General features: G+C 50.5%; 29 protein-coding genes. 1 reads left to right on the top strand and 28 read right to left on the bottom strand.

The genetic code is table 11. The annotated features are described in order from the left end of the window. Nucleotide 1 precedes the first annotated feature (1 nt). From ACXMYH_RS08895 to ACXMYH_RS08915, 5 genes are all read right to left on the bottom strand, one after another. Complete coding sequence (locus ACXMYH_RS08895; RefSeq protein ID WP_486554723.1) at nucleotides 2-574, bottom strand: O-linked GlcNAc transferase-like protein; 573 nt, start codon at nucleotides 572-574, stop codon at nucleotides 2-4. Between the two features lie 105 nt (nucleotides 575-679). Beyond that, nucleotides 680-1,444 carry an SDR family NAD(P)-dependent oxidoreductase gene (locus tag ACXMYH_RS08900; protein ID WP_486554724.1) on the bottom strand — a complete coding sequence of 255 codons (765 nt, stop codon included), beginning with the start codon at nucleotides 1,442-1,444 and terminating at the stop codon, nucleotides 680-682. Nucleotides 1,445-1,508: 64 nt separating this feature from the next. After that, nucleotides 1,509-3,590, bottom strand: coding sequence for a YgiQ family radical SAM protein (locus ACXMYH_RS08905; RefSeq protein ID WP_486554725.1), 2,082 nt, complete (start codon nucleotides 3,588-3,590; stop codon nucleotides 1,509-1,511). Nucleotides 3,591-3,784: 194 nt separating this feature from the next. Continuing rightward, nucleotides 3,785-4,441, bottom strand: coding sequence for an HAD family hydrolase (locus ACXMYH_RS08910; RefSeq protein WP_215703018.1), 657 nt, complete (start codon nucleotides 4,439-4,441; stop codon nucleotides 3,785-3,787). Continuing rightward, a complete protein-coding gene (locus tag ACXMYH_RS08915; protein WP_243016363.1) occupies nucleotides 4,438-5,145 on the bottom strand; it encodes a pseudouridine synthase in 708 nt (235 codons plus the stop codon). The genes ACXMYH_RS08910 and ACXMYH_RS08915 overlap by 4 nt, the downstream gene beginning before the upstream one ends. A gap of 308 nt (nucleotides 5,146-5,453) precedes the next feature. On the opposite strand from ACXMYH_RS08915, the gene ACXMYH_RS08920 reads away from it, so the two are divergent. After that, nucleotides 5,454-6,548 carry a hypothetical protein gene (locus ACXMYH_RS08920; RefSeq protein WP_486554726.1) on the top strand — a complete coding sequence of 365 codons (1,095 nt, stop codon included), beginning with the start codon at nucleotides 5,454-5,456 and terminating at the stop codon, nucleotides 6,546-6,548. A gap of 87 nt (nucleotides 6,549-6,635) precedes the next feature. On the opposite strand, the gene ACXMYH_RS08925 is transcribed toward ACXMYH_RS08920, so the two are convergent. From ACXMYH_RS08925 to ACXMYH_RS09035, 23 genes are all read right to left on the bottom strand, one after another. Next, nucleotides 6,636-7,229, bottom strand: a complete 594-nt coding sequence (locus ACXMYH_RS08925) for an ATP synthase subunit B family protein (RefSeq protein WP_118297966.1) — start codon at nucleotides 7,227-7,229, stop codon at nucleotides 6,636-6,638. A gap of 21 nt (nucleotides 7,230-7,250) precedes the next feature. After that, complete coding sequence (gene coaD / locus ACXMYH_RS08930) at nucleotides 7,251-7,748, bottom strand: pantetheine-phosphate adenylyltransferase (RefSeq protein ID WP_118322729.1); 498 nt, start codon at nucleotides 7,746-7,748, stop codon at nucleotides 7,251-7,253. Between the two features lie 143 nt (nucleotides 7,749-7,891). Further along, nucleotides 7,892-8,446, bottom strand: coding sequence for a 16S rRNA (guanine(966)-N(2))-methyltransferase RsmD (rsmD, locus tag ACXMYH_RS08935; RefSeq protein WP_118322725.1), 555 nt, complete (start codon nucleotides 8,444-8,446; stop codon nucleotides 7,892-7,894). 485 nt (nucleotides 8,447-8,931) lie between these two features. Beyond that, nucleotides 8,932-9,147 (bottom strand): alpha/beta-type small acid-soluble spore protein, encoded by a 216-nt coding sequence (locus tag ACXMYH_RS08940; RefSeq protein WP_118297964.1) that lies wholly within the window; start codon nucleotides 9,145-9,147, stop codon nucleotides 8,932-8,934. A 151-nt stretch (nucleotides 9,148-9,298) separates the two neighbouring features. Beyond that, nucleotides 9,299-10,165: a peptidoglycan editing factor PgeF gene (gene pgeF, locus ACXMYH_RS08945; protein ID WP_486554727.1), complete on the bottom strand. Its 867-nt coding sequence runs from the start codon at nucleotides 10,163-10,165 to the stop codon at nucleotides 9,299-9,301. Between the two features lie 153 nt (nucleotides 10,166-10,318). Next, entirely contained in the window at nucleotides 10,319-10,666 is a 348-nt protein-coding gene (locus ACXMYH_RS08950) for a YraN family protein (protein ID WP_118322637.1), read from the bottom strand. Nucleotides 10,667-10,793: 127 nt separating this feature from the next. Beyond that, complete coding sequence (locus ACXMYH_RS08955; RefSeq protein WP_118297962.1) at nucleotides 10,794-11,438, bottom strand: ribonuclease HII; 645 nt, start codon at nucleotides 11,436-11,438, stop codon at nucleotides 10,794-10,796. Nucleotides 11,439-11,479: 41 nt separating this feature from the next. Beyond that, nucleotides 11,480-12,328, bottom strand: coding sequence for a ribosome biogenesis GTPase YlqF (gene ylqF, locus ACXMYH_RS08960; protein ID WP_118297961.1), 849 nt, complete (start codon nucleotides 12,326-12,328; stop codon nucleotides 11,480-11,482). Between the two features lie 24 nt (nucleotides 12,329-12,352). Further along, complete coding sequence (gene lepB, locus ACXMYH_RS08965; protein WP_486554728.1) at nucleotides 12,353-12,898, bottom strand: signal peptidase I; 546 nt, start codon at nucleotides 12,896-12,898, stop codon at nucleotides 12,353-12,355. A 132-nt stretch (nucleotides 12,899-13,030) separates the two neighbouring features. Then, nucleotides 13,031-13,378: a 50S ribosomal protein L19 gene (gene rplS / locus ACXMYH_RS08970; RefSeq protein ID WP_118297959.1), complete on the bottom strand. Its 348-nt coding sequence runs from the start codon at nucleotides 13,376-13,378 to the stop codon at nucleotides 13,031-13,033. Between the two features lie 192 nt (nucleotides 13,379-13,570). Further along, nucleotides 13,571-14,320 carry a tRNA (guanosine(37)-N1)-methyltransferase TrmD gene (gene trmD, locus ACXMYH_RS08975; protein WP_118297958.1) on the bottom strand — a complete coding sequence of 250 codons (750 nt, stop codon included), beginning with the start codon at nucleotides 14,318-14,320 and terminating at the stop codon, nucleotides 13,571-13,573. 12 nt (nucleotides 14,321-14,332) lie between these two features. Then, complete coding sequence (gene rimM / locus ACXMYH_RS08980; RefSeq protein ID WP_118297957.1) at nucleotides 14,333-14,848, bottom strand: ribosome maturation factor RimM; 516 nt, start codon at nucleotides 14,846-14,848, stop codon at nucleotides 14,333-14,335. Nucleotides 14,849-15,001: 153 nt separating this feature from the next. After that, nucleotides 15,002-15,229, bottom strand: a complete 228-nt coding sequence (locus ACXMYH_RS08985; protein ID WP_015554337.1) for a KH domain-containing protein — start codon at nucleotides 15,227-15,229, stop codon at nucleotides 15,002-15,004. A gap of 14 nt (nucleotides 15,230-15,243) precedes the next feature. Next, nucleotides 15,244-15,486, bottom strand: coding sequence for a 30S ribosomal protein S16 (rpsP, locus tag ACXMYH_RS08990; RefSeq protein WP_015554336.1), 243 nt, complete (start codon nucleotides 15,484-15,486; stop codon nucleotides 15,244-15,246). A gap of 77 nt (nucleotides 15,487-15,563) precedes the next feature. Further along, complete coding sequence (gene ffh / locus ACXMYH_RS08995; protein ID WP_486554729.1) at nucleotides 15,564-16,928, bottom strand: signal recognition particle protein; 1,365 nt, start codon at nucleotides 16,926-16,928, stop codon at nucleotides 15,564-15,566. Between the two features lie 18 nt (nucleotides 16,929-16,946). After that, nucleotides 16,947-17,288: a YlxM family DNA-binding protein gene (gene ylxM / locus ACXMYH_RS09000; protein ID WP_015554334.1), complete on the bottom strand. Its 342-nt coding sequence runs from the start codon at nucleotides 17,286-17,288 to the stop codon at nucleotides 16,947-16,949. Between the two features lie 168 nt (nucleotides 17,289-17,456). Continuing rightward, nucleotides 17,457-17,876 (bottom strand): twitching motility protein PilT, encoded by a 420-nt coding sequence (locus ACXMYH_RS09005; RefSeq protein WP_118297955.1) that lies wholly within the window; start codon nucleotides 17,874-17,876, stop codon nucleotides 17,457-17,459. Nucleotides 17,877-18,146: 270 nt separating this feature from the next. Continuing rightward, nucleotides 18,147-19,115 carry a D-alanyl-D-alanine carboxypeptidase family protein gene (locus tag ACXMYH_RS09010; RefSeq protein ID WP_215703013.1) on the bottom strand — a complete coding sequence of 323 codons (969 nt, stop codon included), beginning with the start codon at nucleotides 19,113-19,115 and terminating at the stop codon, nucleotides 18,147-18,149. Continuing rightward, complete coding sequence (locus ACXMYH_RS09015) at nucleotides 19,115-19,510, bottom strand: methylglyoxal synthase (RefSeq protein ID WP_118297952.1); 396 nt, start codon at nucleotides 19,508-19,510, stop codon at nucleotides 19,115-19,117. Before ACXMYH_RS09015 ends, ACXMYH_RS09010 begins: the two co-directional genes overlap by 1 nt. An 11-nt stretch (nucleotides 19,511-19,521) precedes the next feature. After that, complete coding sequence (locus tag ACXMYH_RS09020; protein WP_118529795.1) at nucleotides 19,522-20,652, bottom strand: FtsW/RodA/SpoVE family cell cycle protein; 1,131 nt, start codon at nucleotides 20,650-20,652, stop codon at nucleotides 19,522-19,524. Nucleotides 20,653-20,655: 3 nt separating this feature from the next. Beyond that, nucleotides 20,656-20,940: a cell division topological specificity factor MinE gene (minE, locus tag ACXMYH_RS09025; protein WP_118297950.1), complete on the bottom strand. Its 285-nt coding sequence runs from the start codon at nucleotides 20,938-20,940 to the stop codon at nucleotides 20,656-20,658. After that, entirely contained in the window at nucleotides 20,941-21,732 is a 792-nt protein-coding gene (gene minD / locus ACXMYH_RS09030; protein ID WP_118297949.1) for a septum site-determining protein MinD, read from the bottom strand. It lies immediately after the preceding gene. Nucleotides 21,733-21,962: 230 nt separating this feature from the next. Further along, the gene (locus ACXMYH_RS09035) at nucleotides 21,963-22,628 is read right to left on the bottom strand and encodes a septum site-determining protein MinC (protein WP_329751389.1); all 666 of its coding nucleotides are present in this window, start codon (nucleotides 22,626-22,628) and stop codon (nucleotides 21,963-21,965) included. Nucleotides 22,629-22,693 lie beyond the last annotated feature (65 nt).

Raw genomic sequence — 22,693 nt, forward strand, 5'->3', positions numbered from 1 at the left:
CCTACATGGAAAGACTCTTTAATAACTTTAAAACATGTGGAGCACTTCCGTCATCCTCTTCCTCTGTGACGGTCTTAAGCTCAGAAAGCCTCCGTAGGAACTTTTTCTCCTCGTTCATGACCTTCGCGTTTCCGTCCAGCTTCCAGCCGACTAACATCTCGTTTAAAAATTTCTCCGCTTTCTTCCGGTCCACTTTCGGGTTCGTGCAGTAGAGATACACTCCGGTCGGATGAACGACCGCCGCATCGACCGGCATGATCAGATCGTTGGAGGTGATGACCAGATCATATAAGATCGGGAATTTGTCCTCGTACGGGAGACACGCCTTGTGGAGTTCCTCCGGGACCTCCGGGATCCTCAATGCGACGACAAGCGGTGATGCCAGGTTCGCCATTGGGAGTACCGTGAGGATCGCACTGATCGTGACGAGATTCTTATAGATCTGCTCCGTGACAAAATTTCTTAAGATAAGCTGTGCCACGATCGCCAGGATGAACAGGACAACGAAGAAAAGCTGACGCTTTTTGTAGGCAGTCCTGTATCCATAGGTTCCTTTTTCCAGTCGTAATTTCAAATCTTTTTCCTCTTTTCCGAGAACTGCTCAGATGTCCGCAGTCCCTTTTTCTATTGCTGTATGTGATGCGTAAGACCAGCCCGCATGCGGTGTGCGGTCCGGCAGTTACCAGTTGATAAACCCCATTAAGATCTCGTGGGGAACGATCCGGCAGAGAACGTAAAACGCCTTCATCCAAGGTCCGTACACTGAGATCCGTTTGCCTTTCATGCTGTCCATGAGTGCCTTTTTTACTACCTTTTTCGGCTCCGCCATCGTGATCTTCTTGATCGGAGCGAGTTTTCCCCCGTCCAGGGCGATCCCGAAGAATTCCGTCTCCACCGGCCCCGGACATACTGCCGTCACATAGATATTTTTCTTCTTCAGCTCCACGGCCAGCGCCCGGCTGTAGCTTAACACAAAGGATTTTGATGCCGCGTAGACAGCAAAGCCCGGCTGGGGCATAAACGCCGCCGCGGAGGCAAACTGGATGATCCTGCTGTTCTTTGAGATATACGGAAGCACCATCTCCGTCACGGCAACCAGCGCCTCATCGTTTAAGCGCACCATGCCGACCGAGAGGTCCCGCCGGATCGTTCCGACCGCCCCGGTCTTTCCGTATCCTGCGCCGTTTACCAGGATCTTGACGTTCGGCTGCTCTCTCTTTAAAAGGACGGAGAGTGCGCCGAGGTCCTCCTCACTCGTGAGATCAAGCGGCAGGATCCGAAGACGGACCGGAACCTTTCCGACAAGCTCCTCGAGTCTCTCTTTTCTCCTCGCGACTACCCAGATCTCCTCCAGCGCTGCGAAATGATCCGCGAGAAGATACACCATCTCCCGTCCCATTCCCGATGACGCGCCGGTCACGATCGCAATTTTCTTTCCGCTCATGTGATCTGCCTTTCTGAATGAAATGTTGACCGGTATCTGTTCTGATATGATCCCGGACCGTTCTTTATTTCCTGTTTCTTCCCTGCTGCGGTCTTGGTTTCGGCTTCCTGCCGCCGGTCTGGCCTGCCATCCCTTTCGCCCTGCCTGATACGGTCTGACGGCTGTCATTTCTGGTTTTTCCGGCCTGCGATGCGAAGCGGCTGTCATTTCTGCTCTTCTCGGACCGTGACGCAGCGCGGCCGTTATTTCCGCCATGTCTTTCGCCATCTCTCCGGGCGGAACCGCCTCTGCCGGAAGCCGCTTTTCCCGAATGACCGGAATGGCCTCCGCCCGCCATGTCTTTCGCCATCTTCCGCGGCTTGATCAGGCATTTCTGGTCGAATCCGATCAGATCCTCTCGTCCGGCCTTGATCAGTGCCTCTTTCACAAGATCATAGTTGTCCGGATTCCGGTACTGGATCAGGGCACGCTGCATCGCCTTTTCATGCGGGTTCGTCGGCACATAGACCGGCTCCATCGTCCGCGGATCGAGTCCCGTGTAGTACATACAGGTCGATATCGTCGAAGGTGTCGGGTAGAAGTCCTGTACCTGCTCCGGCATGTAGCCGAGGTCTCTCAGGTGTTCCGCAAGCTCCACTGCCTCTTTCAGCGTGGAACCCGGGTGGGAGGACATGAGATACGGGACAAGGTACTGCTTTAACCCGAGCTTCTCATTCATCTTTTTATATTCCTGCGCGAACTTCTCGTAGACCGCATTTTCCGGCTTTCCGAGAAGGCGGAGGACCTGGTCGGAGACATGCTCCGGCGCGACCTTCAGCTGTCCGCTGACATGGTACATGCAGAGTTCCCGGAGGAAATCCTTCTTTTTATCTGCGAGCACATAATCGAAACGGATTCCGGAACGGATAAAGACCTTCTTGACCTTCGGAAGCGCCCGGAGTTTCCTGAGGAGTGCGATATAATCCGTGTGATCCGCGATCAGGTTCTCGCATGGCTTCGGGAACAGACACTGTTTTCCCGGACATGCTCCGTATTTCAGCTGTTTTTTGCAGGCCGGGAAGCGGAAGTTCGCCGTCGGACCGCCGACATCATGGATATAGCCTTTGAAATCCGGCTCGTTTGTCAGATATTTGGCCTCCTCGATAATAGACTCATGGCTCCGAACCTGGATGATCCTGCCCTGGTGGAAGGTCAGCGCACAGAAGCTGCAGCCGCCGAAACAGCCGCGGTTGCTGATGAGGCTGAATTTCACCTCAGAGAACGCCGGGATCCCGCCCGCCGCATCGTAGGACGGATGCCATTTTCTCATATACGGGAGCGCGTAGACATCATCCATATCCTGGACGGAGAGCGGTTTTGCCGGTGGGTTTTGGACCACATATAAATTGTCGCGGTACGGCTCCACCAGGCGTTTTCCGGAGAACGCATCCGTATTCTTATACTGGATCCCGAAGCTCTCCGCATACCGTCTTTTATCCGTTTTGATCTCATCATAGGACGGCAGGATCACCGCATCGTAGACGGAATCCAGACTGTCCGTTTTATAGACGGTTCCGTCGATGAATGTGATGTCCTTCACATCAAGCCCGGAATTTAAGGCGTCCGCGATCTCAACGATCGACTTTTCTCCCATTCCGTAGGAGATCAGATCCGCCTGAGAGTCCACGAGGATCGAGTGTTTTACTTTGTTTGACCAGTAATCGTAGTGTGCGAGACGACGTAAGCTCGCCTCGATCCCACCGATCACGATCGGGATGTCTTTGTAGACCGAGCGGATCAGGTTGCAGTAGACAACCGCCGCGTAATCCGGCCGTTTTCCCATCACACCGCCCGGCGTGTAGGAATCTTTATCGCGCCTTCTTTTCGAGACGGAATAATGGTTTACCATCGAGTCCATGTTTCCGGCGCTCACGAGGAAGCCGAGTCTCGGTCTTCCGAGGATCTGGATGCTCTCCTTATCCTTCCAGTCCGGCTGGGCGATGATCCCGACTTTATATCCGTAGGATTCCAGCACACGGCTGATGATCGCCGATCCGAACGACGGATGATCCACATAGGCGTCCCCGCACACATAGACGAAATCGCACTGATCCCAGCCTCTTTTTTCCATATCTGCCCGGCATACCGGGAGAAAATCATGTATCATATTCTATGTCCTTCATATATTGTTTCCAGCCACCGCCAGTCTGACATATTTGTTCCGAACTTACCGTGGTCTGCCGTAGGCGGAGAACCCAAACTTTCATCCCCCGCCGTTATTATGTTTTTGTATTTCTTTCTGCATCTCCAGCGAATTTCCAGCTTAGGAAAGTCACTGTTTTCACTGAAATATTTGCAGCTTTATAAAAGTTCTCTGTAATCCGCAATCACCGCGTCCGCGAGTGCTCGTTTCTCGTCCATCAGGTCTTTTGAGAAATCATCCTCCACGGCGATCACCGGCATTCCTGCCGCTTTGCCCGCCATGATCCCGGCCGGGATATCCTCAAATACGAGGCACTCCTCCGGCTTTACGCCAAGGCGCTTCGCCACTTCCAGGTAAATATCCGGCTCCGGTTTTCCGTGAGCCACCTCGCAGGCCGTCACCACCACGTCGAAATATTCCTTCACATTTAAGGAAGTCAGGACCGCGTCCACAATCTCGCTTCCGTTGCTGGTCCCGATCCCCGTGCGGATCCTGTTCTCTCTGCAGTATTTTAAAAACTCCGGCACACCCGGCTTCAGCGGGACCTCATAGCGGTACTTGTCGATCGACATCTGAACCCAGATTGCCTTGATCTCGTCCAGGCTTAACGGAAGCTTAAACCGTTCCTTAAAATACACGGCCGTCTCCGAAAAGCTCATTCCTTCAATGGCTCTCTGAAGATCCTCCGGGCACTCGTAACCATACGCTCCAAGGAATTCGATATCGATGGCTTCCCACATCCACATGGAATCCACCAGGGTCCCGTCGAGGTCAAAAAGCATCGCTTTTTTATGATCCAAAAAATTTTTTATCATAAGTTTTCCAACAACTCCCGTTCTTTATCCGTCAGTTTCCGGTACTCACCGGGTTTTAATGTCGCATCCAGCTTCAATGGTCCCATGGACAGGCGTTTCAGGTGGACAACCGGACAGCCGACTTCCTCCATCATACGCTTTACCTGATGGAATTTTCCCTCATGAAGAGTCAGACTCACCAGACTCTCCGCCTCCGTCCCTGTCTCCGGATCCCCGGCCTTCCTCTCCAGGATCTCGAGTTCCGCCGGCATGCAGGAAAGTCCGTCCGAGAGTTCCATCCCGTCACGGAACTTCTGTACCGCTTCATCCGGGACAAGTCCCTCACATCTCGCCTCGTAGACCTTATCTACATGGTGACCCGGGGCAAGAAGGCGATGGGCAAGCGCCCCATCGTTTGTGATGAGGAGCAGACCTTCCGTATCGATATCAAGACGTCCCACCGGGAAGAGATCTTTCCTCTGCTTTTCATCGATCAGGTCCACGACCGTCTCCCTGCGGCGGTCCTCCGTCGCCGAGATCACGCCCTGCGGTTTATTCAAAAGATAATATTCCAGTTCCACGTACTCCACCGGCGCATTGTCGAGCAGGATCGTATCTTCGCCCTTCCGGATCTTTGTCTCCGGTTTTTTCACGACCTCGCCGTTCACCTTGATCCGTCCTTTCCGGATCATCTCCTTGAGCTCCGTTCTCGTACCTTTTCCCATATCAGCCAGATATTTGTCCAGCCGGATTGCTTTTTCCAAATATTTCTCTCCTTCCGATCACGCGCTCTCCGACATTTCCACAGCCGCACCCGCAGACTTTTCAGGTTTCGGACTTTATCCCGGAAATGCATTTTAAACAGAAAAGCGCACTATATTTATCATATCAAAATTCCGGGAAAAGTACAATGAAAATAATAGAAAGAGTTCTGCAGCATCGGCGGGCAGGTTACAGTACGCGGGCAGTGCTTTTTTCGCAAGATCCGGATGCGGCCATGAATCCTGAAGAAATTCTGTAAAAAGGAGTATTTATGATAAAACGAGCTTTTCTGATCTTGCTCTGCCTGATTTTTATGATCTTTCACGCGGATCTCGTAACAAAAGGGGCTGTGTCTGGACTTCTTTTGTGGTATTCCTCCGTCGTCCCGGCGCTTTTTCCGTTTATGGTACTGTCTTCCGTTCTATCCGCCTCCGGCGGGGTCCAGGCACTCATGCGTCCGTTCCCGGTAGTCTTCCGCTTTGCCGGACTGTCGGCGGACGGCTGGTATGTTCTCCTCACCGGTCTTCTCTGCGGCTGCCCCATGGGAGCAAAGACATGTGCCAATCTTTACGCGGAAGGGCGGATCAGCTCCGGGGAGGCGAAATTTCTCTTTGCACTCTGCAATCATCCAAGTCCCATGTTTCTCGCAGGTTTCGTCTGTCCCATGTTTGCTTCCCAGGTCCCTTTGTCATATTTTGTCTTTTCTATCTACGCGCCTCTGCTCCTTCTCGCGGTCCCGGCCAGCCTGATCTACCGGAGAGAACACGCCCGGACCTCCTTTCCGGCCAGCTTTACCGCAAGGGCACAGACGAAGTATTCCGCGATCACTCTCAACGCCGCGATCATGACTCCTGACGACCCATCTGTCAACAGGCTGAGCAGACCCACGATCACATTCGACGCCGCGATCATAAATTCCGCGGAGATTCTCGTAAAGATCGGCGGATATCTTATCTTTTACTCCATCCTGATCCTCGTTGTCCGGAACACTCCCCGGATCCCTGCCCCGGTCCGGCTGTTTCTCTGCGGCAGTCTGGAGATCACCACAGGGATCCGGACGGTTCATGACTCCCTTCCGTATCCGGTTTCCGCCGTCGCCGCAGCTGCCATCTTTTCCTTCGGAGGCTTTTCCGCCCTGTCGCAGACAAATGCGGTGATCCAAAGTGGGAAGTCCCATCAGAACTTTCCGGCAGATAAAGAAGAAAGTTCTCCGGTGCATGGAAATTTCCCGTTAAACAATAAGCGAATAAAAAAAACTGCCGGACTCTCCATCCGGCAGTATCTTCTCTGGAAAATTGCCCATTCCGCCCTGGCTGCTGCATTTATGGCAGCTCTCACCGGCATTCTGGGATTTCACTTTTTTTAAATATCGGTTCTCATAAAATACCACTCCCGCATCCTCTCGCAGATCCGGTCCGGTCAGGCTGGTACGCCGTCGACAGCGTTTCCGCAATCAAGCCTCAGTGGAATCCTGTTTTTCCGGCTCAGCGCTCTCCTCTTTCTCAGTGATGATCCCGGAGGAAAGCTCCTTTCTGTTGGAGGAGACGATATCGTAGCTGGACTTCATGGAATTCATGAATGCGTCGAAGCGGCCCTGAGCGCCCTCCATCGTGTGGTTCATGATCGTCTGGAGACTCTTTAACATATCATCGGTATACTGGATCGAACCCTGACGGACACTGTTCGCATCAGCGACCGCATTGTCAACGATCGTCTGAGCCTGCGCCTGCGCCTGCTCGATGATCTCATTTGCCTGGGCATAGGCTCTCTGCATGATCTCGTGTTCATTTACAAGCTCGTTTGTCTGAGCAGTTGCCTCTGCGAGCATCGCATCCGCTTTGCTGTGAGCATCGGAAAGGATCGCGTCCTGATTGCTGATGATCTTCTGATACTGCTTGATCTCATCCGGGATTCTTAAACGGAGCTCGACTAAAAGCTCGTCCAGTTCCTCTTTATTTACGATGATCTTTGATGTAGATAACGGCTGAAATTTACAGCTGTCGATGTATTCCTCAATTTCATTGATTAACTGTTCAATTCTGCTCATGTTGTTTCCTTTTCCTTTCCCTTACGCCTGACTGCCCTGTCTCTCACGCAGTCTCTTATGTACTTCATCCGCCACATAAGGCGTTACAAAATTTGAAATATCGCCGCCGTAAGCCGCTACCTCTTTCACGGTACTGGAACTTAAATACGCGTACTCGAGACTTGTCGTCAGGAATACTGTATCGATACTCGTATCCATCACGCGGTTTAACTGGGCGATCTGGAGCTCATATTCAAAGTCAGTGATCGCGCGGAGTCCGCGGACAACGGCGTTCGCGCCGCATTCTTTCGCGAAGTCAACGGTAAGACCCGCAAAACTTTTTACCTCCACGTTCGGAATGTCTTTTGTGACCTCTTTTAACATCTTAACACGTTCTTCCACGGAAAACAATGGCGTTTTCGCACGATTATTAAGAACGCCGATGATCAGATGATCAAACAGCTTTGACGCACGTCTGATCACGTCGATATGTCCCAGTGTAACCGGGTCAAAACTTCCCGGATAAATTGCTTTTTTCATAATTTCTGTCTCACACCGCGAAAACCCGCGGTTTTTCTCCTCGTTTTATATCGTTCCGTTTTTGTATTTTGACCCGGCTTCAGCCTTCAGTCTCTGACCGCCGGATCTGTCTTCCCTTTTTCAGTCCCCTGAACAGATGATTCTTAATTTTTTCTCAGGAATACATGCTTATTCGTCTTATATTCCTTACTCTTCTCAATCTCATACCCGAGCGCTCCGGCCCAGGAAAAATCAGTATCGAGAGCTTCCTCGACGATGATCAGCGTCTCCTCATCCGCAAGAGAAGTGTCCCTCAGCGCTTCCAGCACCTTCTTCGGAAGATCCATCCGGTACGGCGGATCCATAAAGATAAAATCAAACGCCTTTCCTTCCCGGTCAAGCTTCCGGATCGCCTCTGTCACATCCGCGGACATCACACGAGCCCTCTCTTCCAGATGGGTCGTCTTCAGATTATCCCGGATACAGGAAATCTGTCCGTCTCCCTTGTCCACAAAGACCGCTTCCTTCGCCCCACGGCTCAGCGCCTCGATCCCGATCGCCCCGCTTCCCGCAAAAAGATCCAGAAATCTCGCCCCGTAAAGATCATTCTGAAGCATATTAAACAGAGTCTCCTTGATCCTGTCCGTAGTCGGTCTCGTCTCCATTCCCTCGACCGTCTTTAAAAGCAGCCGTCTCGCACTGCCTGCGATTACTCTCATATCTCAACCTCTAACTCATAAAATACCACTGCAATTTTTATTCTCCGCCCCATTATAATCGTATTTTTTCTATTATACAAGTGTTTTCTGAGCCTTTTTCAGACATTGCATAAACCAGCGATAAACTTCCTCCCCGCTGTCACACCCCCACTCTTTTCGCCCCACCATCCCACAGCGGTGAGTTTCCGCCTGGGAGCGCCTTGATCCGGGGATCTGGCTTCCTCTTAGCTCGCGGGTGACTGCGTTGGAAAAAAGATGATACTTGTTTGAGCGCAGCGAGTTGTATCATCTTTTTTCCGCCTTTAGCAATCTCCCGCAAGCTTAGAGGAACCATCCCCGCATCCCCGGGCGCTCCCAGGCGGAAGCTCACCGCGTACCCCTCGCCAACCAATTTTACACAGAAAAAAGCCCCCGCGATCAGATAGAATCTCTGAAATCCCATCCCATCGCGAAGGCCTCTCCCTCAGATGCTCAGGCTCTAACCCTTATTTGCCCGCCATCTTCTTCTCCTGCTCCTCGATCATCTTCTTAACCATATAGCCGCCGACGCTGCCGTTCTGGTAAGAAGTCAGATTGCCGTTGTAGCCGTTTGTAAGCGGCACTCCGAGCTCATCCGCGATCTCCATTTTGAATTTGTCCATCGCTTCCTTTGCTTCCGGAACTACTACACGGTTAGAAGAAGAACTGCTTGTGTTAGACATAAGATACGCCTCCTTTTAGTGTAATGCCTTTCCTGCTCTCGCATCGGGCATGTTTGATGGTACGTTCCTAGTATGATCGTCCTGAAAAATAATACACTGGAAGGTTTTTCGTCAAATGTCATTTTTTGCGAACCCCCGCATTCTCACACGCCTAATTCTCCTTAAGCGCAAGAAACGCGCAGAGATTCCCTCGCTTCTCTCCCATCGCCCGGTGGGAAAACAACTTATCCGGATTGCATCTCGTGCAGATATCAGTGACGGAAATATTTTTTTCCGTGACTCCGGCCTCCAGAAGGATCCGTCGGTTCGCCTCCCAGAGATCCAGCTGCCTCTTTCCGATCATGCCCGTCTTCGACGGCAGAACGATCGCCCTGCAGTCTTCCTTAGAAAACGCGTCATAAAACTTGTCCGCAACATCCTCTCCAACCTCGTAGCAGTCACTGCAGATACTCGGTCCCACACAGCAGACAAGGTCCTCCGGCCGGCTTCCGTATTCCCGCTTCATGGCCGCCACCATCTTTTCTCCCATACGGTTCACGGTTCCTCTCCAGCCCGAATGGGCGAGTCCGATCGCACGATGCTTCGGATCCACAAAGTATAACGGCACACAGTCTGCAAAAAACGTCACGAGCGTCACACCCGGCATATTGGTCAGGAGACCGTCAATATCCCGGTAATCCCGTTCCTTCACAACTCCCTTTCCAAGATCATCTTCCGATACAACGCGGATATTTGTCGTGTGCGTCTGCCAGGTTAAGACCATCTTTTCCCGCTTTACGCCGAGCGCCGCCGCCATCCTGCTGTAATTTTCCAGCACATGTTCCCGGTTGTCACCGCGTGTGAAAGAGAAATTCATGGTCGAATACCAGCCTTCGCTGACACCTCCCATCCGCGTGGAAAACGCGTGAGTGACGATCCCGGTTGCATCAAGTGCCGGGAATGTCAGGTAGGTGACACCGTTATTTGTCACTTCCTTCATATGATCCGCCGCATCTGTTTTTCTGATCCACTGATCCATAATTTTCCCCTTTCCGAGATATCTCATGCAGAATTTTTTCATTCAACGATATGCGCCGTTCTCAGCCATGCGGAAAGTACGCGTGCTTGTTCCGGATACACGATCAAAAGCATAATGGATTTTTGCGAGTCCCACGTACATTCGGCCTGAACCTTAAAATGCATCCCTGATATATGTGATCTCATCCCCATCGATCCCCGCCGCATCAAACCGGCACGGTGTCTCCTCCGGAAGCTGGTGGGAATACAGATAATAGACTGCCGCATTCCGGATCCGAAGAGCCTTTCTGTGGTCGATCGCTTCCAGCGAAAACCCAGCTGAACCACTGGCACGGTATTTCACCTCGATAAACACGAAATAGCTTCCATCTTTCGCAATAATATCGATCTCGCCCTGTTTACAGCGGTAATTCCGCTCCAGGATCACAAATCCGTTCTGTTTTAAAAAGGCAGCGATCTTTTCCTCATAGATGCTGCCCACTGCCCGATTATTTCTTGTCACAAAAATCCCCCATCGATGACTCGCTCAGCTTTGTTTCTCTGATACCGCATTGCTCCGCACTTCGTGCTCCCGCAATGCTCAAAAGCATTCATAATCCGCTCATTTTTCTTCGAAAAATGGCTGCTTATCACACAAACTTCGTAATAAATGTCCGTCTGTGGATCGGGGTCGGTCCGAACTCTTTCAGCGCCGCGATATGTGCGGCAGTTCCGTATCCCTTATGCTTTGCGAACCCATACTCCGGGTATTCCTTATCATACTCTTCCATCATGTGGTCCCTGGTGACCTTTGCGAGGATGCTTGCCGCCGCGATGGAAACGCTCTTCGCATCGCCCTTGATGATCGGCACCTGCGGGATCGCAACCTGCGGGATCGTCACCGCATCGTTTAAAAGGATCTGGGGCGCCGGGTCAAGTTTCGCGATCGCCTGGCGCATCGCCTCATAAGTCGCCTGCAGGATGTTGATCTCATCGATCCGCTCAGGGCCCACAATCCCCACCGACCAGGCGATCGCTTTCTCCTTGATCTCCAGGAACAGTTCCTCTCTCCGGCTCTCAGAGAGCTTTTTCGAGTCGTTTAAATAAAGGATCTGGCAGTCCTTCGGCAGGATCGCCGCACCGGCCGCAACCGGCCCTGCAAGAGGTCCGCGGCCCGCCTCATCGATCCCGCAGATAAACGCACAGTCCTCATACTGTCTCTCGAACTCCCGCATGAGGGAGAGGCGTTCCAGCTCCTTTTCCAGTTTTTCTCCGGTCAGCACACGTCTTGCCATATCTCTTTACTCCTTATCCCTGCGTATTCATGTTCCACACTTTATTCCGCCGGCATCTCCAGCGTGATCCTTCCGAGCTTTCCGCCGCGGAATTCATCAAGAAGAAGTCTCGCCGCCTTTGTCAGATCATTCACGCCTCCCTTTGTCAGGCATGCACGCGCCGTTGCAATCTCATCGAGGAGCTCATACGGCTTCTTTCCTTCCTCCTCGATCCCGTAACGCTCTTTTAAGAGACCAGGAGTGATCTCCTTAAGATATCCCGCAAGTTCGGAAGCCAGTTCATCTTTCTCCAGGATCTCATCGTTGATGGAGCCTAAAAACGCCAGTAAAAGACCAACTTTCTGGTCCTCAAATTTCGGCCATAAGATACCCGGAGTGTCGAGAAGCTCCACCTGCTTATTTAAACGGATCCACTGATTTCCCTTTGTGACGCCAGGTTTGTTTCCCGTCTTCGCAGCTGCTTTTCCGGCAAAGCTGTTGATGAACGTGGATTTTCCGACGTTCGGGATCCCGACCACCATCGCACGCACCGGGCGGTTTAAGATACCGCGCCTTCTGTCGCGCTCGATCTTCTCCTTACATGCCTCCTGGATCAGGGCATTCAGCTGTTTTAACGTCGCTTTCGCTCTTGCATCGATCTTCATGACCTGGAAGCCCTGTCCCTCAAAATAGGAGATCCATGCGGCATTTGCCTTCTCAGAAGCAAGATCCGCCTTATTTAAAAGGATCACACGGCCTTTTCCGGCTGCGAGGCTGTCAATATCCGGATTGCGGCTGGCAAGCGGCGCTCTCGCATCCACAAGCTCGATCACGAGGTCTACAAGTTTCACGTCCTCTTTCATGGCGCGTTTCGCCTTTGTCATATGGCCTGGATACCACTGTATATTCATAGTAATCGTCTCCGTCCTTTCCTGCTACCGGACGAAACCAAGTCTGGAAAATGGCTGAAACCGCAGCCAGACGCGTCCGATGAGATTTTCCCGTTTTATATTTCCAATGCCGGAAAACCGGCTGTCTTCACTTGATTCACGGTTGTCACCCAGGAGAAAATATTCATCATCCCCGAGCTCGACCGGATACTCGGCTGCCCCGGCGATCGTCGCCTCGGCAAGTCCGTTTTCCGCTTTTAAGAGTTCCCCATTGATATAGACGGATCCATTTTTGATCTGGACCGTCTCACCGGGAAGTCCGATGATCCTCTTGATCCCCGGCTGCTGTCCTTCCCGTTCAAAGACGACAACATCAAATCGTATCGGTTTCCCGACATCATATGCGAGCCGGTTTATCAGCACCACATCTCCGGACTCCAGCACGGGTTTCATGGAACTTCCATTCATCTCAACCCTGCTCCCAAAACAAAACACGAGATAGCACGCAAGAGCGATCATGACTGCGCAGTCGACCGCCCATTCCGTGATCCAGTGAAGTCTGTTCGGTTCCTTTTTCTCAAAAAATTCCATGAAGGGACCTCCTGAATCCATGACAGAACATCTGTACTTTATGCAAGGGGAATTCCTGCTGTTTTAGTAAAAACAAAGGGACAATTTTCATTGCCCCTTTGATCTACTGACTCTCTGTACAGTTGTTATGAATTATTTTACTAATTCTTTAACCTTTGCAGCTTTACCTACTCTTGTTCTTAAGTAGTAAAGTTTCGCGCGGCGAACTTTACCTCTTCTTACAACCTCAACGTTCTCAACAGACGGAGAATGAAGCGGCCATGTCTTCTCAACGCCGATACCGTTGGAGTTCTTTCTTACTGTGAAAGTCTCTCTAACGCCGCCGTTCTGTCTCTTGATAACAGTTCCCTCGAAGATCTGGATTCTTTCACGGTTTCCCTCTTTGATCTTAGCGGATACCCTTACAGTGTCACCTACGTTGAAGCTCGGTACAGACTCTTTTAACTGTGCAGCTTCGATATTCTTGATAATGTCGTTCATTGATATGAACCTCCTTAAAGTATTCGATGTTCTTACCCGCATCTTCTTTTCCTGCGGCAGCGGAACATCTCTTATGATTTAAGTCTCCGTATTGACAGGGTTCTCCCGTCTTTCGGATACCACAGTTTTGTATTTTATCATACCGCAAGCCAAAATGCAAGCGGTTTTCTCATATATCGTGCAATTTTTTAGTCACGGTTTTTCGGTCTCCTGCTGTCTCAGCAATTCATCCAGGAACTTCTGCTCCTTTTTCGAAAGGACAGCGTCCTCCAAAAGTTCCGGGCGATTCTTCAGTGTGCGGATGATCGACTGCTCCCTGCGCCATTTCTCGACATTTGCATGATGCCCGGAAAGAAGGATATCCGGCACTTTTTTGCCCATGAACACTTCCGGGCGCGTGTACTGCGGATACTCCAGAAGGTTATCGTGGAATGTCTCGAACTCCGCAGACACATTGTTGTTCAGCACTCCCGGGACAAGTCTTGAAATACAGTCGATCATCATCATCGCCGGAAGCTCTCCTCCTGTGAGGACATAATCTCCTGCGGAGAGGTAATCTGTCGCGATCATCTCCAGAACGCGCTCATCGACCCCCTCATAGTGACCGCAGAGGAACACCAGATCCTCCTCCTTCGCGAGATCTTCCGCAATATTCTGATTGAAAGTCTTTCCCTGGGGAGTCATGTAGATCACACGCGGTTTCTTTCCGATCTTCTCGACAAGTGCCTCATAAGCGCGGTAGATCGGCTCCGCCTGCATGACCATCCCGGCGCCGCCGCCGTAAGGATAGTCGTCCACCTTTCCGTGGCGCTCCAGCGTATAATCGCGGATATTCACCGCCTCAAACGATACGATCCCCTTCGCTGCCGCGCGGCCGAGAATGCTGGTCTCCAGACCGTTCATGATCATCTCCGGGAACAGGGTAAGTACATGAAAATTCATCGTGGCCTCCCCTTACAGATCCAGAAGTCCCGGAAGAACATGGACAAGCATCTCTTCCTTATCAAGATCCACATCGAGAATGCAGTCGTGGATCGCCGGGAGAAGAAGTTCCTTTCCCTCCGGTGTCTTTACACAGTAGACATCGTTTGCTCCTGTCTCCATCACATCCGTCAGCGTTCCGAGCGTATCCCCTTCGTCCGTGACAACAGTAAGTCCGATGAGGTCGGTGATAAAGAATTCGTCCTCCTGAAGAGGCACTGCCTGGTCTCTTGTGATCAGAAGGTCCTTCTGGCGCCATCCTTCCACCTCGTTCATAGTGTCAACCCCGTCGAATTTCAGGATGACCATGTTTTTGAAGAATTTTACCTGACGGATCTTTAACTCCCGGCTTTCTCCTCTTCCGAGGTCCAGGATCACATGATCTAATTTTTTAAAGCGCATCGCGTCATCGGTGGTCGGATAGACCTTCACCTCGCCGCGCACGCCGTGCGGGGAGGTAATGACGCCTACACGAAGATATTTTTCCATATTTGTCTCCTATCGTAACTGTGAGGGAACCCGGGCAGTCAGCTCCTGTCATTCTATCAAGCACGGCACGGCTGATACCTGCCCGCAGAAACCGTCTCTGATAACAGAAAGGGGACTGCAGCCGGGAAAAATCCTGTCCACAGTCCCTCACGATTACTGAATTTCAACAATCACTTTCTTATCCATCTTGGAAGAAGCCGCCTTCACAACGGAGCGGATGGCTTTCGCGATCCTTCCCTGCTTTCCGATCACCTTTCCCATATCGGTCGGGGCAACCTTGAGCTCAATGACGATCTCTTCTTCTTTTTCAGATTCCGTAACAACGACTTCATCTGGATTATCAACCAGCGCTTTGGCGATAACTTCTACCAATTCCTTCATTGAATCCACCTCGATTACTGGATACCGGCTGCCTTTAAGAGCTTAGCAACAGTCTCAGTCGGCTGAGCGCCTGTTCCTAACCACTTCTTAGCTGCTTCCTCGTCGAATTTGATGGTGCTCGGCTCTGTGTTCGGATCGTAGTATCCAACCTCTTCGATGAAGCGACCGTCTCTCGGGGAGCGGGAATCTGCAACGATAATTCTATAGAAAGGAGCCTTCTTCTGACCCATTCTTCTTAATCTCATCTTAACTGCCATGACAATTTCACCTCCTTGGTTTTTTCGTTTATCAGCCATGCGGGAATCGCATTTGCCTTCTTATCATAATGCGGTACTTAGAATGGTAATTTCATCTTTCCAAGCATACCGCCCAGTCCGCCAAGCCCTTTCCGCTTTCCGCCTCCCATCATTCCAGGAAGCTGCTTCATGAGCTTTTTCGACTGTTCAAACTGTTTGACGATCCGGTTCACCTCGGCAATATCTACTCCGGCGCCCTTCGCGATCCTCTGTTTTCTCGACGGATTCAGGAGTGACGGGTTCGCCCGCTCTTCCTTCGTCATTGAGAGAATGATCGCCTCCACTTTATCCATGGATTTCTCGTCTATTTCAACATTTCCCTTCATCTGGGCCATTCCCGGCATCATGTTCAAGATGCTGTTCATTCCGCCCATCTTTTTGATCTGGCGCATCTGATCCAGGAAATCGTTAAAATCAAATTCTGCTTTGCGAAGTTTCTGGCTCATTTCTTTTGCCTTCTCTTCGCTCACCTCAAACTCGGCTTTCTCAATCAGGGAAAGGATATCACCCATTCCAAGGATTCTCGAAGCCATACGGTCCGGATAAAACTGTTCCAGGTCAGAGAGCTTCTCGCCCATACCGACGTAGAGGATCGGTTTTCCCGTCACGGCACGGATCGATAACGCCGCACCGCCTCGTGTATCACCGTCAAGCTTTGTTAAGATCACGCCATCGACGCCGATCTTGTCATTAAAGCTTCCGGCAACATTCACTGCATCCTGACCGGTCATCGCGTCGACAACGAGGATCGTCTGGTCGACATTGACTGCTTCTTTGATGTTGACGAGCTCATCCATCATAGACTCATCGATCTGAAGACGTCCTGCCGTATCGAGGAATACAAGATTCATGCCTTCTTTTCTGGCATGTTCCACAGCGGCTTTTGCGATATTCACCGGATTCTGGTTATCTCCCATTGTGAAGACCGGAACTCCGACTTTCTCACCGTTTACCTGTAACTGCTTGATCGCAGCTGGTCGGTAGACGTCGCAGGCCGCAAGAAGCGGCTTTCTGCCTTTTGCCTTGAACTTTCCGGCAAGTTTTGCCGTAGTCGTTGTTTTACCTGCGCCCTGAAGACCGATCATCATGATGACCGTGATCTCATTCTGGGGCTTTAAGGCAATCTCTGTGGTCTCGGAACCCATCAGTTTTACGAGTTCTTCGTTTACAATTTTTATTACCATCTGTCCCGGAGTCAGGCTCTCTAAGACATCCTGTCCGATCGCTCTCTCCTGTACAGAACTGATAAACTGTTTAACAACTTTAAAACTTACGTCGGCTTCCAGGAGAGCCATCTTGACTTCCTTCAGGGCAGCTTTTACATCCGCCTCTGTCAGTCTTCCTTTGCCTCTTAAGTTTTTAAAGACATTCTGTAATTTATCGGCTAAACTTTCAAATGCCATGAAAACTCTCCCTCTGGCTTACAGCTTCCCGATCTCTTCGGAAATCGCTTCGATCCTGTCGATCAGGGATCGGTCGCCGTCCTTTTTATATTGGCCAGCCAGTTCCTTAATCTCTTCTACCATTTTCTTTGTCTGGTTGAATTTCTCGACAAGCTTCAGTTTTTCCTCGTATCCGGAAAGAATCTTGTCACAGCGCTTCACCAGGTCATGCACGCCCTGTCTGCTGATTCCCTGTTCTTCGGCGATCTCGCTGAGGGACATGTCATTAAATACCACATCTTCATATACACGCCGCTGGTGCTCCGTCAGGAGCTCTCCATAGAAATCATACAGAAGACCCTGTGCTACAATTTTTTCCATATCAGGTCACCTGCGATATCATACTATAAACGGTGATGGTTGTCAAGTGTTTTTGCTTGACATTTTATTTATTTTTTTCGCAGCGTAGAATTTCCGGCTTATAAAACATAAACACCCGCCATCAGGCAGGTGTTTATGTACTCTTACTTATAGGAAGGAGCGATTGTTTTATAATGCTACCAGCACCATATCTTTTGCAGATTCCGGAAGTTCTTCACCATCCATGGATACGCTTAATACAAAGTTTACATGGTACTTTGTACTGATCTGATCCAGCTCTGCGAGAGTTGCAGTGATATCTTCTCCCTCAAGACCGGCGAGCTTTAAGAAACTGTCAAGATACATAGCCTCGAGATCGTGATCCTGGGAAATAATTCCGCAGATGAAACCGATAAAGCCTTCAGCCGTACTTACGGAGAACTCAGCCACGTTGATTAAGCGGATCTTGTTGTTAAGCTCGTACATATGTTTCGAACTTTTATCAAGGTAAACGATTGAACCTTTTGCCTCTTTTACAGCTGTGTTAGCCATGTCAAGTAAATATTTAGTTTTTCCTTTTCCCTTCCGTCCTGCGATGATCTGAACCATAATGCACTCCTCCTTGGATTTTATATATTTTGTATAAAAAATCTCTTGTTTGTAAATTTATTATAGACTATTTGCTGAAAATTTGCAACCATTATTTCTAAATTTCGAAATAATTTCATACAAAAGCAGAATGTACTTCCAACACCGGCAGAATCTGCTGTCGACAGTTCTTTACGGTTGCCCGGGAGTAAAAACAGGACATGAAAACCTTCGGATCCCCCGAAAACTTTCATGTCCTGTTCATTCACGTATTCTTTCTCCTGCTTTCTGCTACCGGTCGATCTTCTCCATGATCGTCGACATATCCGAATAGAGGGCATCGCGGCTGTCCGCATGCATCACGACAGATGCGTACTCTTTCCCGTCCGCGTCCTTCTCCCCCATGATCAGGCAGTAGCCCGCCGCCTGGGTGGTTCCAGTCTTTCCTCCGAATACGGAGAGTCCATCCGGCATTTCCCTCTTTCCGAGCATGTAGTAGTTGCTGACACTCCAGGATGCGGTTTTATCCGATCCGTCCGCCCCTTTATAGGACGCCGTGTATGTCTTCGTTCCGATAATATCCCGGAACTTCTCATACTTTAACGCCTCATGGAACATCAAATAAAGGTCGTAGGCGGTCATATAGTGGTCCTCGTTCGTCAAGCCGTTGGCATTTGCAAAATGCGTCCCTGTGGCACCGATCCGGGCTGCTTCCTCGTTCATCATTTCAACAAATCCTTCGATCGATCCGCCCATATGAACTGCGATCGCGTTTGCCGCGTCGTTTCCCGACGGGATCAAAAGACCATAAAGAAGCTGCTCCAGTGTCAGCTTATCTCCGGGAACAACCCCCGCCATGGAGGAACCGCTCTCCGTGATTACCGACTCCTGAGGAACCGTCACCATATCTTCAAGATTTCCATATTTCAGGGCGACAAGCGCCGTCATAACCTTCGTCGTGCTGGCAGGATTTCTGCGTTCAAAAACATCCTGCGCAAATACGGCATTTCCCCCATCGAGCGGAAATACCCCGGCAGACTGCGCTGTGAGTGTTCCGTCTCCGTCGATCCCATCCGTTACCACCGCCAGGTCTGCCGCAAAGCCGTCCGCCGTTCTTCCGCTGCCTGAAGATGCGAACGTCTCGATCCTCTGATCCAGGGCGTAGGTATTTCCCGTATCTGCAAGTCCGGCGCAGCCAGTCGCGCCAAGGATCAGGCAGAACCCCACGATCCCCGGGATCCATCTTTTCTTCTTACTCATTACTTATACATCTCACGCCACTCAAGATCTCCGCGATCCAGAGCCTTGATCAGAAGCTCTGCTGTCGCAAGGTTTGTCGCAAGCGGGACGTTGTGGATATCGCAGAGTCTCACCGCCTTGTTGACATCCGGCTCGTGGGACTTCGGTGACAGCGGGTCTCTCAGGAAGATCACAAGATCGATATCATTGTTCTCGATCTGTGCTCCCATCTGCTGCTCCCCGCCAAGGTGGCCAGGAAGGAATTTATGGATATTTAAATTTGTGACTTCCTCAATGAGTTTTCCGGTCGTTCCGGTCGCATAGAGGTTATGTTTACTTAAGATCCCTTTATACGCGATACAGAAGTTCTGCATCAGTTTCTTTTTGGAATCATGCGCGATCAGTCCAACATTCATAAGAATACCTCCTAGAATTCCAGTTTATTTTGCTGCAGTCCGACGTTTAAAAGAACGCCGATGCCGATATAAAGACTTACCAGAGAACTTACACCATAACTGATAAATGGAAGCGGAAGTCCGGTATTCGGGAAAATCCCGGTGGCAACCGCAATGTTTGTAAATGCCTGGAATCCAACGAGAGCAGCCATCCCCGTACAGAGGAGCTTTCCGGTCAGATCTCTCGTTCTCCCTGCCATTCGCAGGCATTCAAATACGAAGAGAAGGTAGAGGACCAGCACAAGCATGCAGCCCACAAACCCCATCTCCTCACCGATCACGGCAAAAATAAAATCGGTGTGTTCCTCAGATAAGAAATTTCCGTTTTTTACGGAAATGGCCGTCTCGTTGAGCAGACCTTTTCCATACAGCATTCCCGATCCGATCGCCATCTTTGAGTTATCCTGCTGGACATTTAAGTCTGCGAATTTTCCCGGATTGATGAAGGCGAGGATTCGGTTTACCTGATATCCTGTCAGGAACGGAACAGCGCCCCGCTCAGCAAGAAATACCGTGAGTGCCAGCCCCGGGATCCCAACAGCAGCCGCGCCGATGATCCACTTATAGCTGAGTCCTGCGACAAAGATCAGGCATACAATAATGAACACGATAACGATACTCGTGGACAGGTCCGGCTGTTTCATAATGAGAAGCAGCGGAACCGCAGCAAAAGCCCCGACGATGATCAATGTGCGGGGATCGTTGATCTTCTCCTGATTTCGCTGCAGAAACCAGGAGAAGAAAATGATCAGACCGATCTTAACAAATTCCGACGGCTGGAAGCGTCCGATCACAGGAAGTGTGATCCAGCGTCTCGCACCCGTTCCGGCTCCTCCAAACTGTCCTGCGACAATGATCGCCAGCAGGATCGCCACACAGGCAAGATAAATCACGCCGGTACAGCGCATCAGTTTGTGGTAATCCATCAGAGCCAGGAAGATCATGATCACCAGTCCGCCAAAAAGGCCGATCAACTGGCGGTTGATATAGCTTCTGTCTCCGTTTACCGCACTGTTGATCACAAGAAGCCCGATCACATTTAACGCCAGGGCGTAGAACAACAGACGGAAATTGAAGTTTTTAAAATTGTATTCTGAAAGCATGTATTAAAATGTCCCCTTAACCAGCAGTTCCCGAACCGGAACACTGGCATACAGGACCGGGAGCTTTTCTCCCGCCTTTCTCTGATCCATGTGGATCACCTTGACCTCCAGTTGTTCCGGATCGATCATCATATATCTTGATATGACTTTTATCATGTCGTTTTTTAACATCTCCAGGATTTCCGGCGTACATCCGGCCCGGTCCGCGATCAGCAGAAATTCAAGCCGTTTTTTCGCGATACTTCCGGAATTTCTCCCTGTCAGGATATGGAACAGTCTCTTTTTCATTTATGCCCTCTTTAAGAGGCCGCTAAACATATGGAAGAATCCTTTGTTTTTCTCAAGCCCCATAAGCGGCACCTCCTGACCAAGTATCCGCTTACAGATGTTAAGATAAGCCTGTCCGGCAAAGGAATTCATTCCCACCAGAGGTTCCCCCTGGTTCGTGGAGATCACGATCTCCTCATCGTCCGGGATCGCGCCGAGGATCGGGATTCCAAGGATATCCGTCACATCTTCCATCGACATCATATCCCCCCTCCGGACCATATCCATCCGGATCCGGTTCACGATGAGATCCATCTTTGAGATTTCTTCCGCCTCCAGCAGGCCGATGATCCGGTCTGCGTCACGGATCGCCGATACCTCGGGAGTCGTGACGACAAAAGCACGGTCCGCTCCGGCAATGGCGTTTTTAAATCCCTGCTCGATCCCCGCAGGACAGTCTAACAGTACATAATCACACTCTTCTCTCAGATCATCCACCAGCTTTCGCATCTGACCGGGAGTCACGGAGGACTTGTCCCTGGTCTGGGCGGACGGAAGTAAAAACAGGTTCGGATATCTTTTGTCCTTTATCAGTGCCTGCTTCAGACGGCAATTCCCCTCCACGACGTCCACAAGGTTGTAGACGATGCGGTTCTCCAGTCCCATCACCACGTCGAGATTCCTGAGACCGATATCTGTATCGATCAGGATCACTTTCTCCCCGAGCATGGCAAGTCCTGTACCGACATTCGCTGAGGTCGTCGTCTTGCCAACACCCCCTTTTCCGGATGTAACAACAATGACTTCACTCATAAGAATATCCTCCTGTATTAAGTTATGAATGTACTCGCATCTCCTCTGTTTTCAGAGATTGATACCGGATTGGCAAAAGCTCAAAAATTTTCCTGCGGGCAGAGCTGCACCCGTTTTCTGATCTTTGCCCCTGGTACCACAAGATATATTTTACATGAAAAAAGCAAAAAATTCCAGTAAAAAATAGATTTTATAAAAGCTTTATAAAAGGAAACTGATACGGACCTCTTTTATATAAAATTCAGCGCACTCAGAAAGCTCTTTTTGATCGGTTCTTCGACAACTTTTCCGTTCTCAGAGAGGATCATCATCGGACCGCGCCCAAGATGGCGTCCTTTCTCCGCTTTTTTCAGGGAAAGTCCCGCGATCCGGACCGATATCGGTGCCATCTCAAAAGCAACGATCACCGCATCCTCATTTCCGCAGATCCCCGCATGGGCCGCCCCGCGGAGCGCTCCTAAAATGATGATGTTCCCTTTTGCGCTGACTTTTGCTCCTTTTTCCACATCACCGATCACCACGATGCTGGCCTCTGATTCCAGCTCGTCCCCGTCCCGGAGATTCCCTTTATAAAACTGACCTGTGAGGGAAGACAGCTCCATCAGTCTCTCATTGAGTGCTTTCTCACATTTTCTCGTCCGGTTTCCGTCCGTGTCGAGAAGACACAGCACCTCGATATCGGAATTTTCCGTGATCGTCTGCACAACACGGTACTCTTCCTCCGGAGTCAGGTCCCGTCCCTCCAGGGTCAGCGTCATCTGGGCAGCTCCCCAGAATTTCGCCGTCGCCTTGAACTTCTTTGCAATCGCCTGAAGAACTTTCTCAAAATCCAGGTCTTTCTCCAGATAAACAGTCATTCCGGCTTTATTTCCCTTGATTACGACAGCTTCTTTCATCTTGAAATCCCCCTTTTATGTAACTTTGACAGGTGCGCCAGACCGCCGGTCCGTCAACGCCTTAC

The organism is Pilosibacter sp. NGB245, from assembly GCF_057397225.1.

What these genes read in the sequence shown, in the direction of transcription:
- ylqF (WP_118297961.1), bottom strand. Translation starts at nt 12,328, where the DNA reads ATGAATATACAGTGGTATCCAGGCCATATGACAAAGGCGAAACGCGCC.
- rpsP (WP_015554336.1), bottom strand. Translation starts at nt 15,486, where the DNA reads ATGGCAGTTAAGATGAGATTAAGAAGAATGGGTCAGAAGAAGGCTCCT.
- ACXMYH_RS08920 (WP_486554726.1), top strand. Translation starts at nt 5,454, where the DNA reads ATGATAAAACGAGCTTTTCTGATCTTGCTCTGCCTGATTTTTATGATC.
- ylxM (WP_015554334.1), bottom strand. Translation starts at nt 17,288, where the DNA reads ATGGAAAAAATTGTAGCACAGGGTCTTCTGTATGATTTCTATGGAGAG.
- coaD (WP_118322729.1), bottom strand. Translation starts at nt 7,748, where the DNA reads ATGAAAAAAGCAATTTATCCGGGAAGTTTTGACCCGGTTACACTGGGA.
- ACXMYH_RS08925 (WP_118297966.1), bottom strand. Translation starts at nt 7,229, where the DNA reads ATGAGCAGAATTGAACAGTTAATCAATGAAATTGAGGAATACATCGAC.
- ACXMYH_RS08915 (WP_243016363.1), bottom strand. Translation starts at nt 5,145, where the DNA reads ATGGGAAAAGGTACGAGAACGGAGCTCAAGGAGATGATCCGGAAAGGA.
- ACXMYH_RS09005 (WP_118297955.1), bottom strand. Translation starts at nt 17,876, where the DNA reads ATGGTTCAGATCATCGCAGGACGGAAGGGAAAAGGAAAAACTAAATAT.
- ACXMYH_RS08900 (WP_486554724.1), bottom strand. Translation starts at nt 1,444, where the DNA reads ATGAGCGGAAAGAAAATTGCGATCGTGACCGGCGCGTCATCGGGAATG.
- ACXMYH_RS08905 (WP_486554725.1), bottom strand. Translation starts at nt 3,590, where the DNA reads ATGATACATGATTTTCTCCCGGTATGCCGGGCAGATATGGAAAAAAGA.
- lepB (WP_486554728.1), bottom strand. Translation starts at nt 12,898, where the DNA reads ATGGAATTTTTTGAGAAAAAGGAACCGAACAGACTTCACTGGATCACG.
- rsmD (WP_118322725.1), bottom strand. Translation starts at nt 8,446, where the DNA reads ATGAGAGTAATCGCAGGCAGTGCGAGACGGCTGCTTTTAAAGACGGTC.
- ACXMYH_RS09010 (WP_215703013.1), bottom strand. Translation starts at nt 19,115, where the DNA reads ATGAGTAAGAAGAAAAGATGGATCCCGGGGATCGTGGGGTTCTGCCTG.
- ACXMYH_RS09015 (WP_118297952.1), bottom strand. Translation starts at nt 19,510, where the DNA reads ATGAATGTTGGACTGATCGCGCATGATTCCAAAAAGAAACTGATGCAG.
- minD (WP_118297949.1), bottom strand. Translation starts at nt 21,732, where the DNA reads ATGAGTGAAGTCATTGTTGTTACATCCGGAAAAGGGGGTGTTGGCAAG.
- minE (WP_118297950.1), bottom strand. Translation starts at nt 20,940, where the DNA reads ATGAAAAAGAGACTGTTCCATATCCTGACAGGGAGAAATTCCGGAAGT.
- ACXMYH_RS09020 (WP_118529795.1), bottom strand. Translation starts at nt 20,652, where the DNA reads ATGCTTTCAGAATACAATTTTAAAAACTTCAATTTCCGTCTGTTGTTC.
- ffh (WP_486554729.1), bottom strand. Translation starts at nt 16,928, where the DNA reads ATGGCATTTGAAAGTTTAGCCGATAAATTACAGAATGTCTTTAAAAAC.
- ACXMYH_RS08910 (WP_215703018.1), bottom strand. Translation starts at nt 4,441, where the DNA reads ATGATAAAAAATTTTTTGGATCATAAAAAAGCGATGCTTTTTGACCTC.
- rimM (WP_118297957.1), bottom strand. Translation starts at nt 14,848, where the DNA reads ATGGAAAAATATCTTCGTGTAGGCGTCATTACCTCCCCGCACGGCGTG.
- ACXMYH_RS08955 (WP_118297962.1), bottom strand. Translation starts at nt 11,438, where the DNA reads ATGGCAAGACGTGTGCTGACCGGAGAAAAACTGGAAAAGGAGCTGGAA.
- ACXMYH_RS08940 (WP_118297964.1), bottom strand. Translation starts at nt 9,147, where the DNA reads ATGTCTAACACAAGCAGTTCTTCTTCTAACCGTGTAGTAGTTCCGGAA.
- pgeF (WP_486554727.1), bottom strand. Translation starts at nt 10,165, where the DNA reads ATGGATCAGTGGATCAGAAAAACAGATGCGGCGGATCATATGAAGGAA.
- trmD (WP_118297958.1), bottom strand. Translation starts at nt 14,320, where the DNA reads ATGAATTTTCATGTACTTACCCTGTTCCCGGAGATGATCATGAACGGT.
- ACXMYH_RS09035 (WP_329751389.1), bottom strand. Translation starts at nt 22,628, where the DNA reads ATGAAAGAAGCTGTCGTAATCAAGGGAAATAAAGCCGGAATGACTGTT.
- ACXMYH_RS08985 (WP_015554337.1), bottom strand. Translation starts at nt 15,229, where the DNA reads ATGAAGGAATTGGTAGAAGTTATCGCCAAAGCGCTGGTTGATAATCCA.
- rplS (WP_118297959.1), bottom strand. Translation starts at nt 13,378, where the DNA reads ATGAACGACATTATCAAGAATATCGAAGCTGCACAGTTAAAAGAGTCT.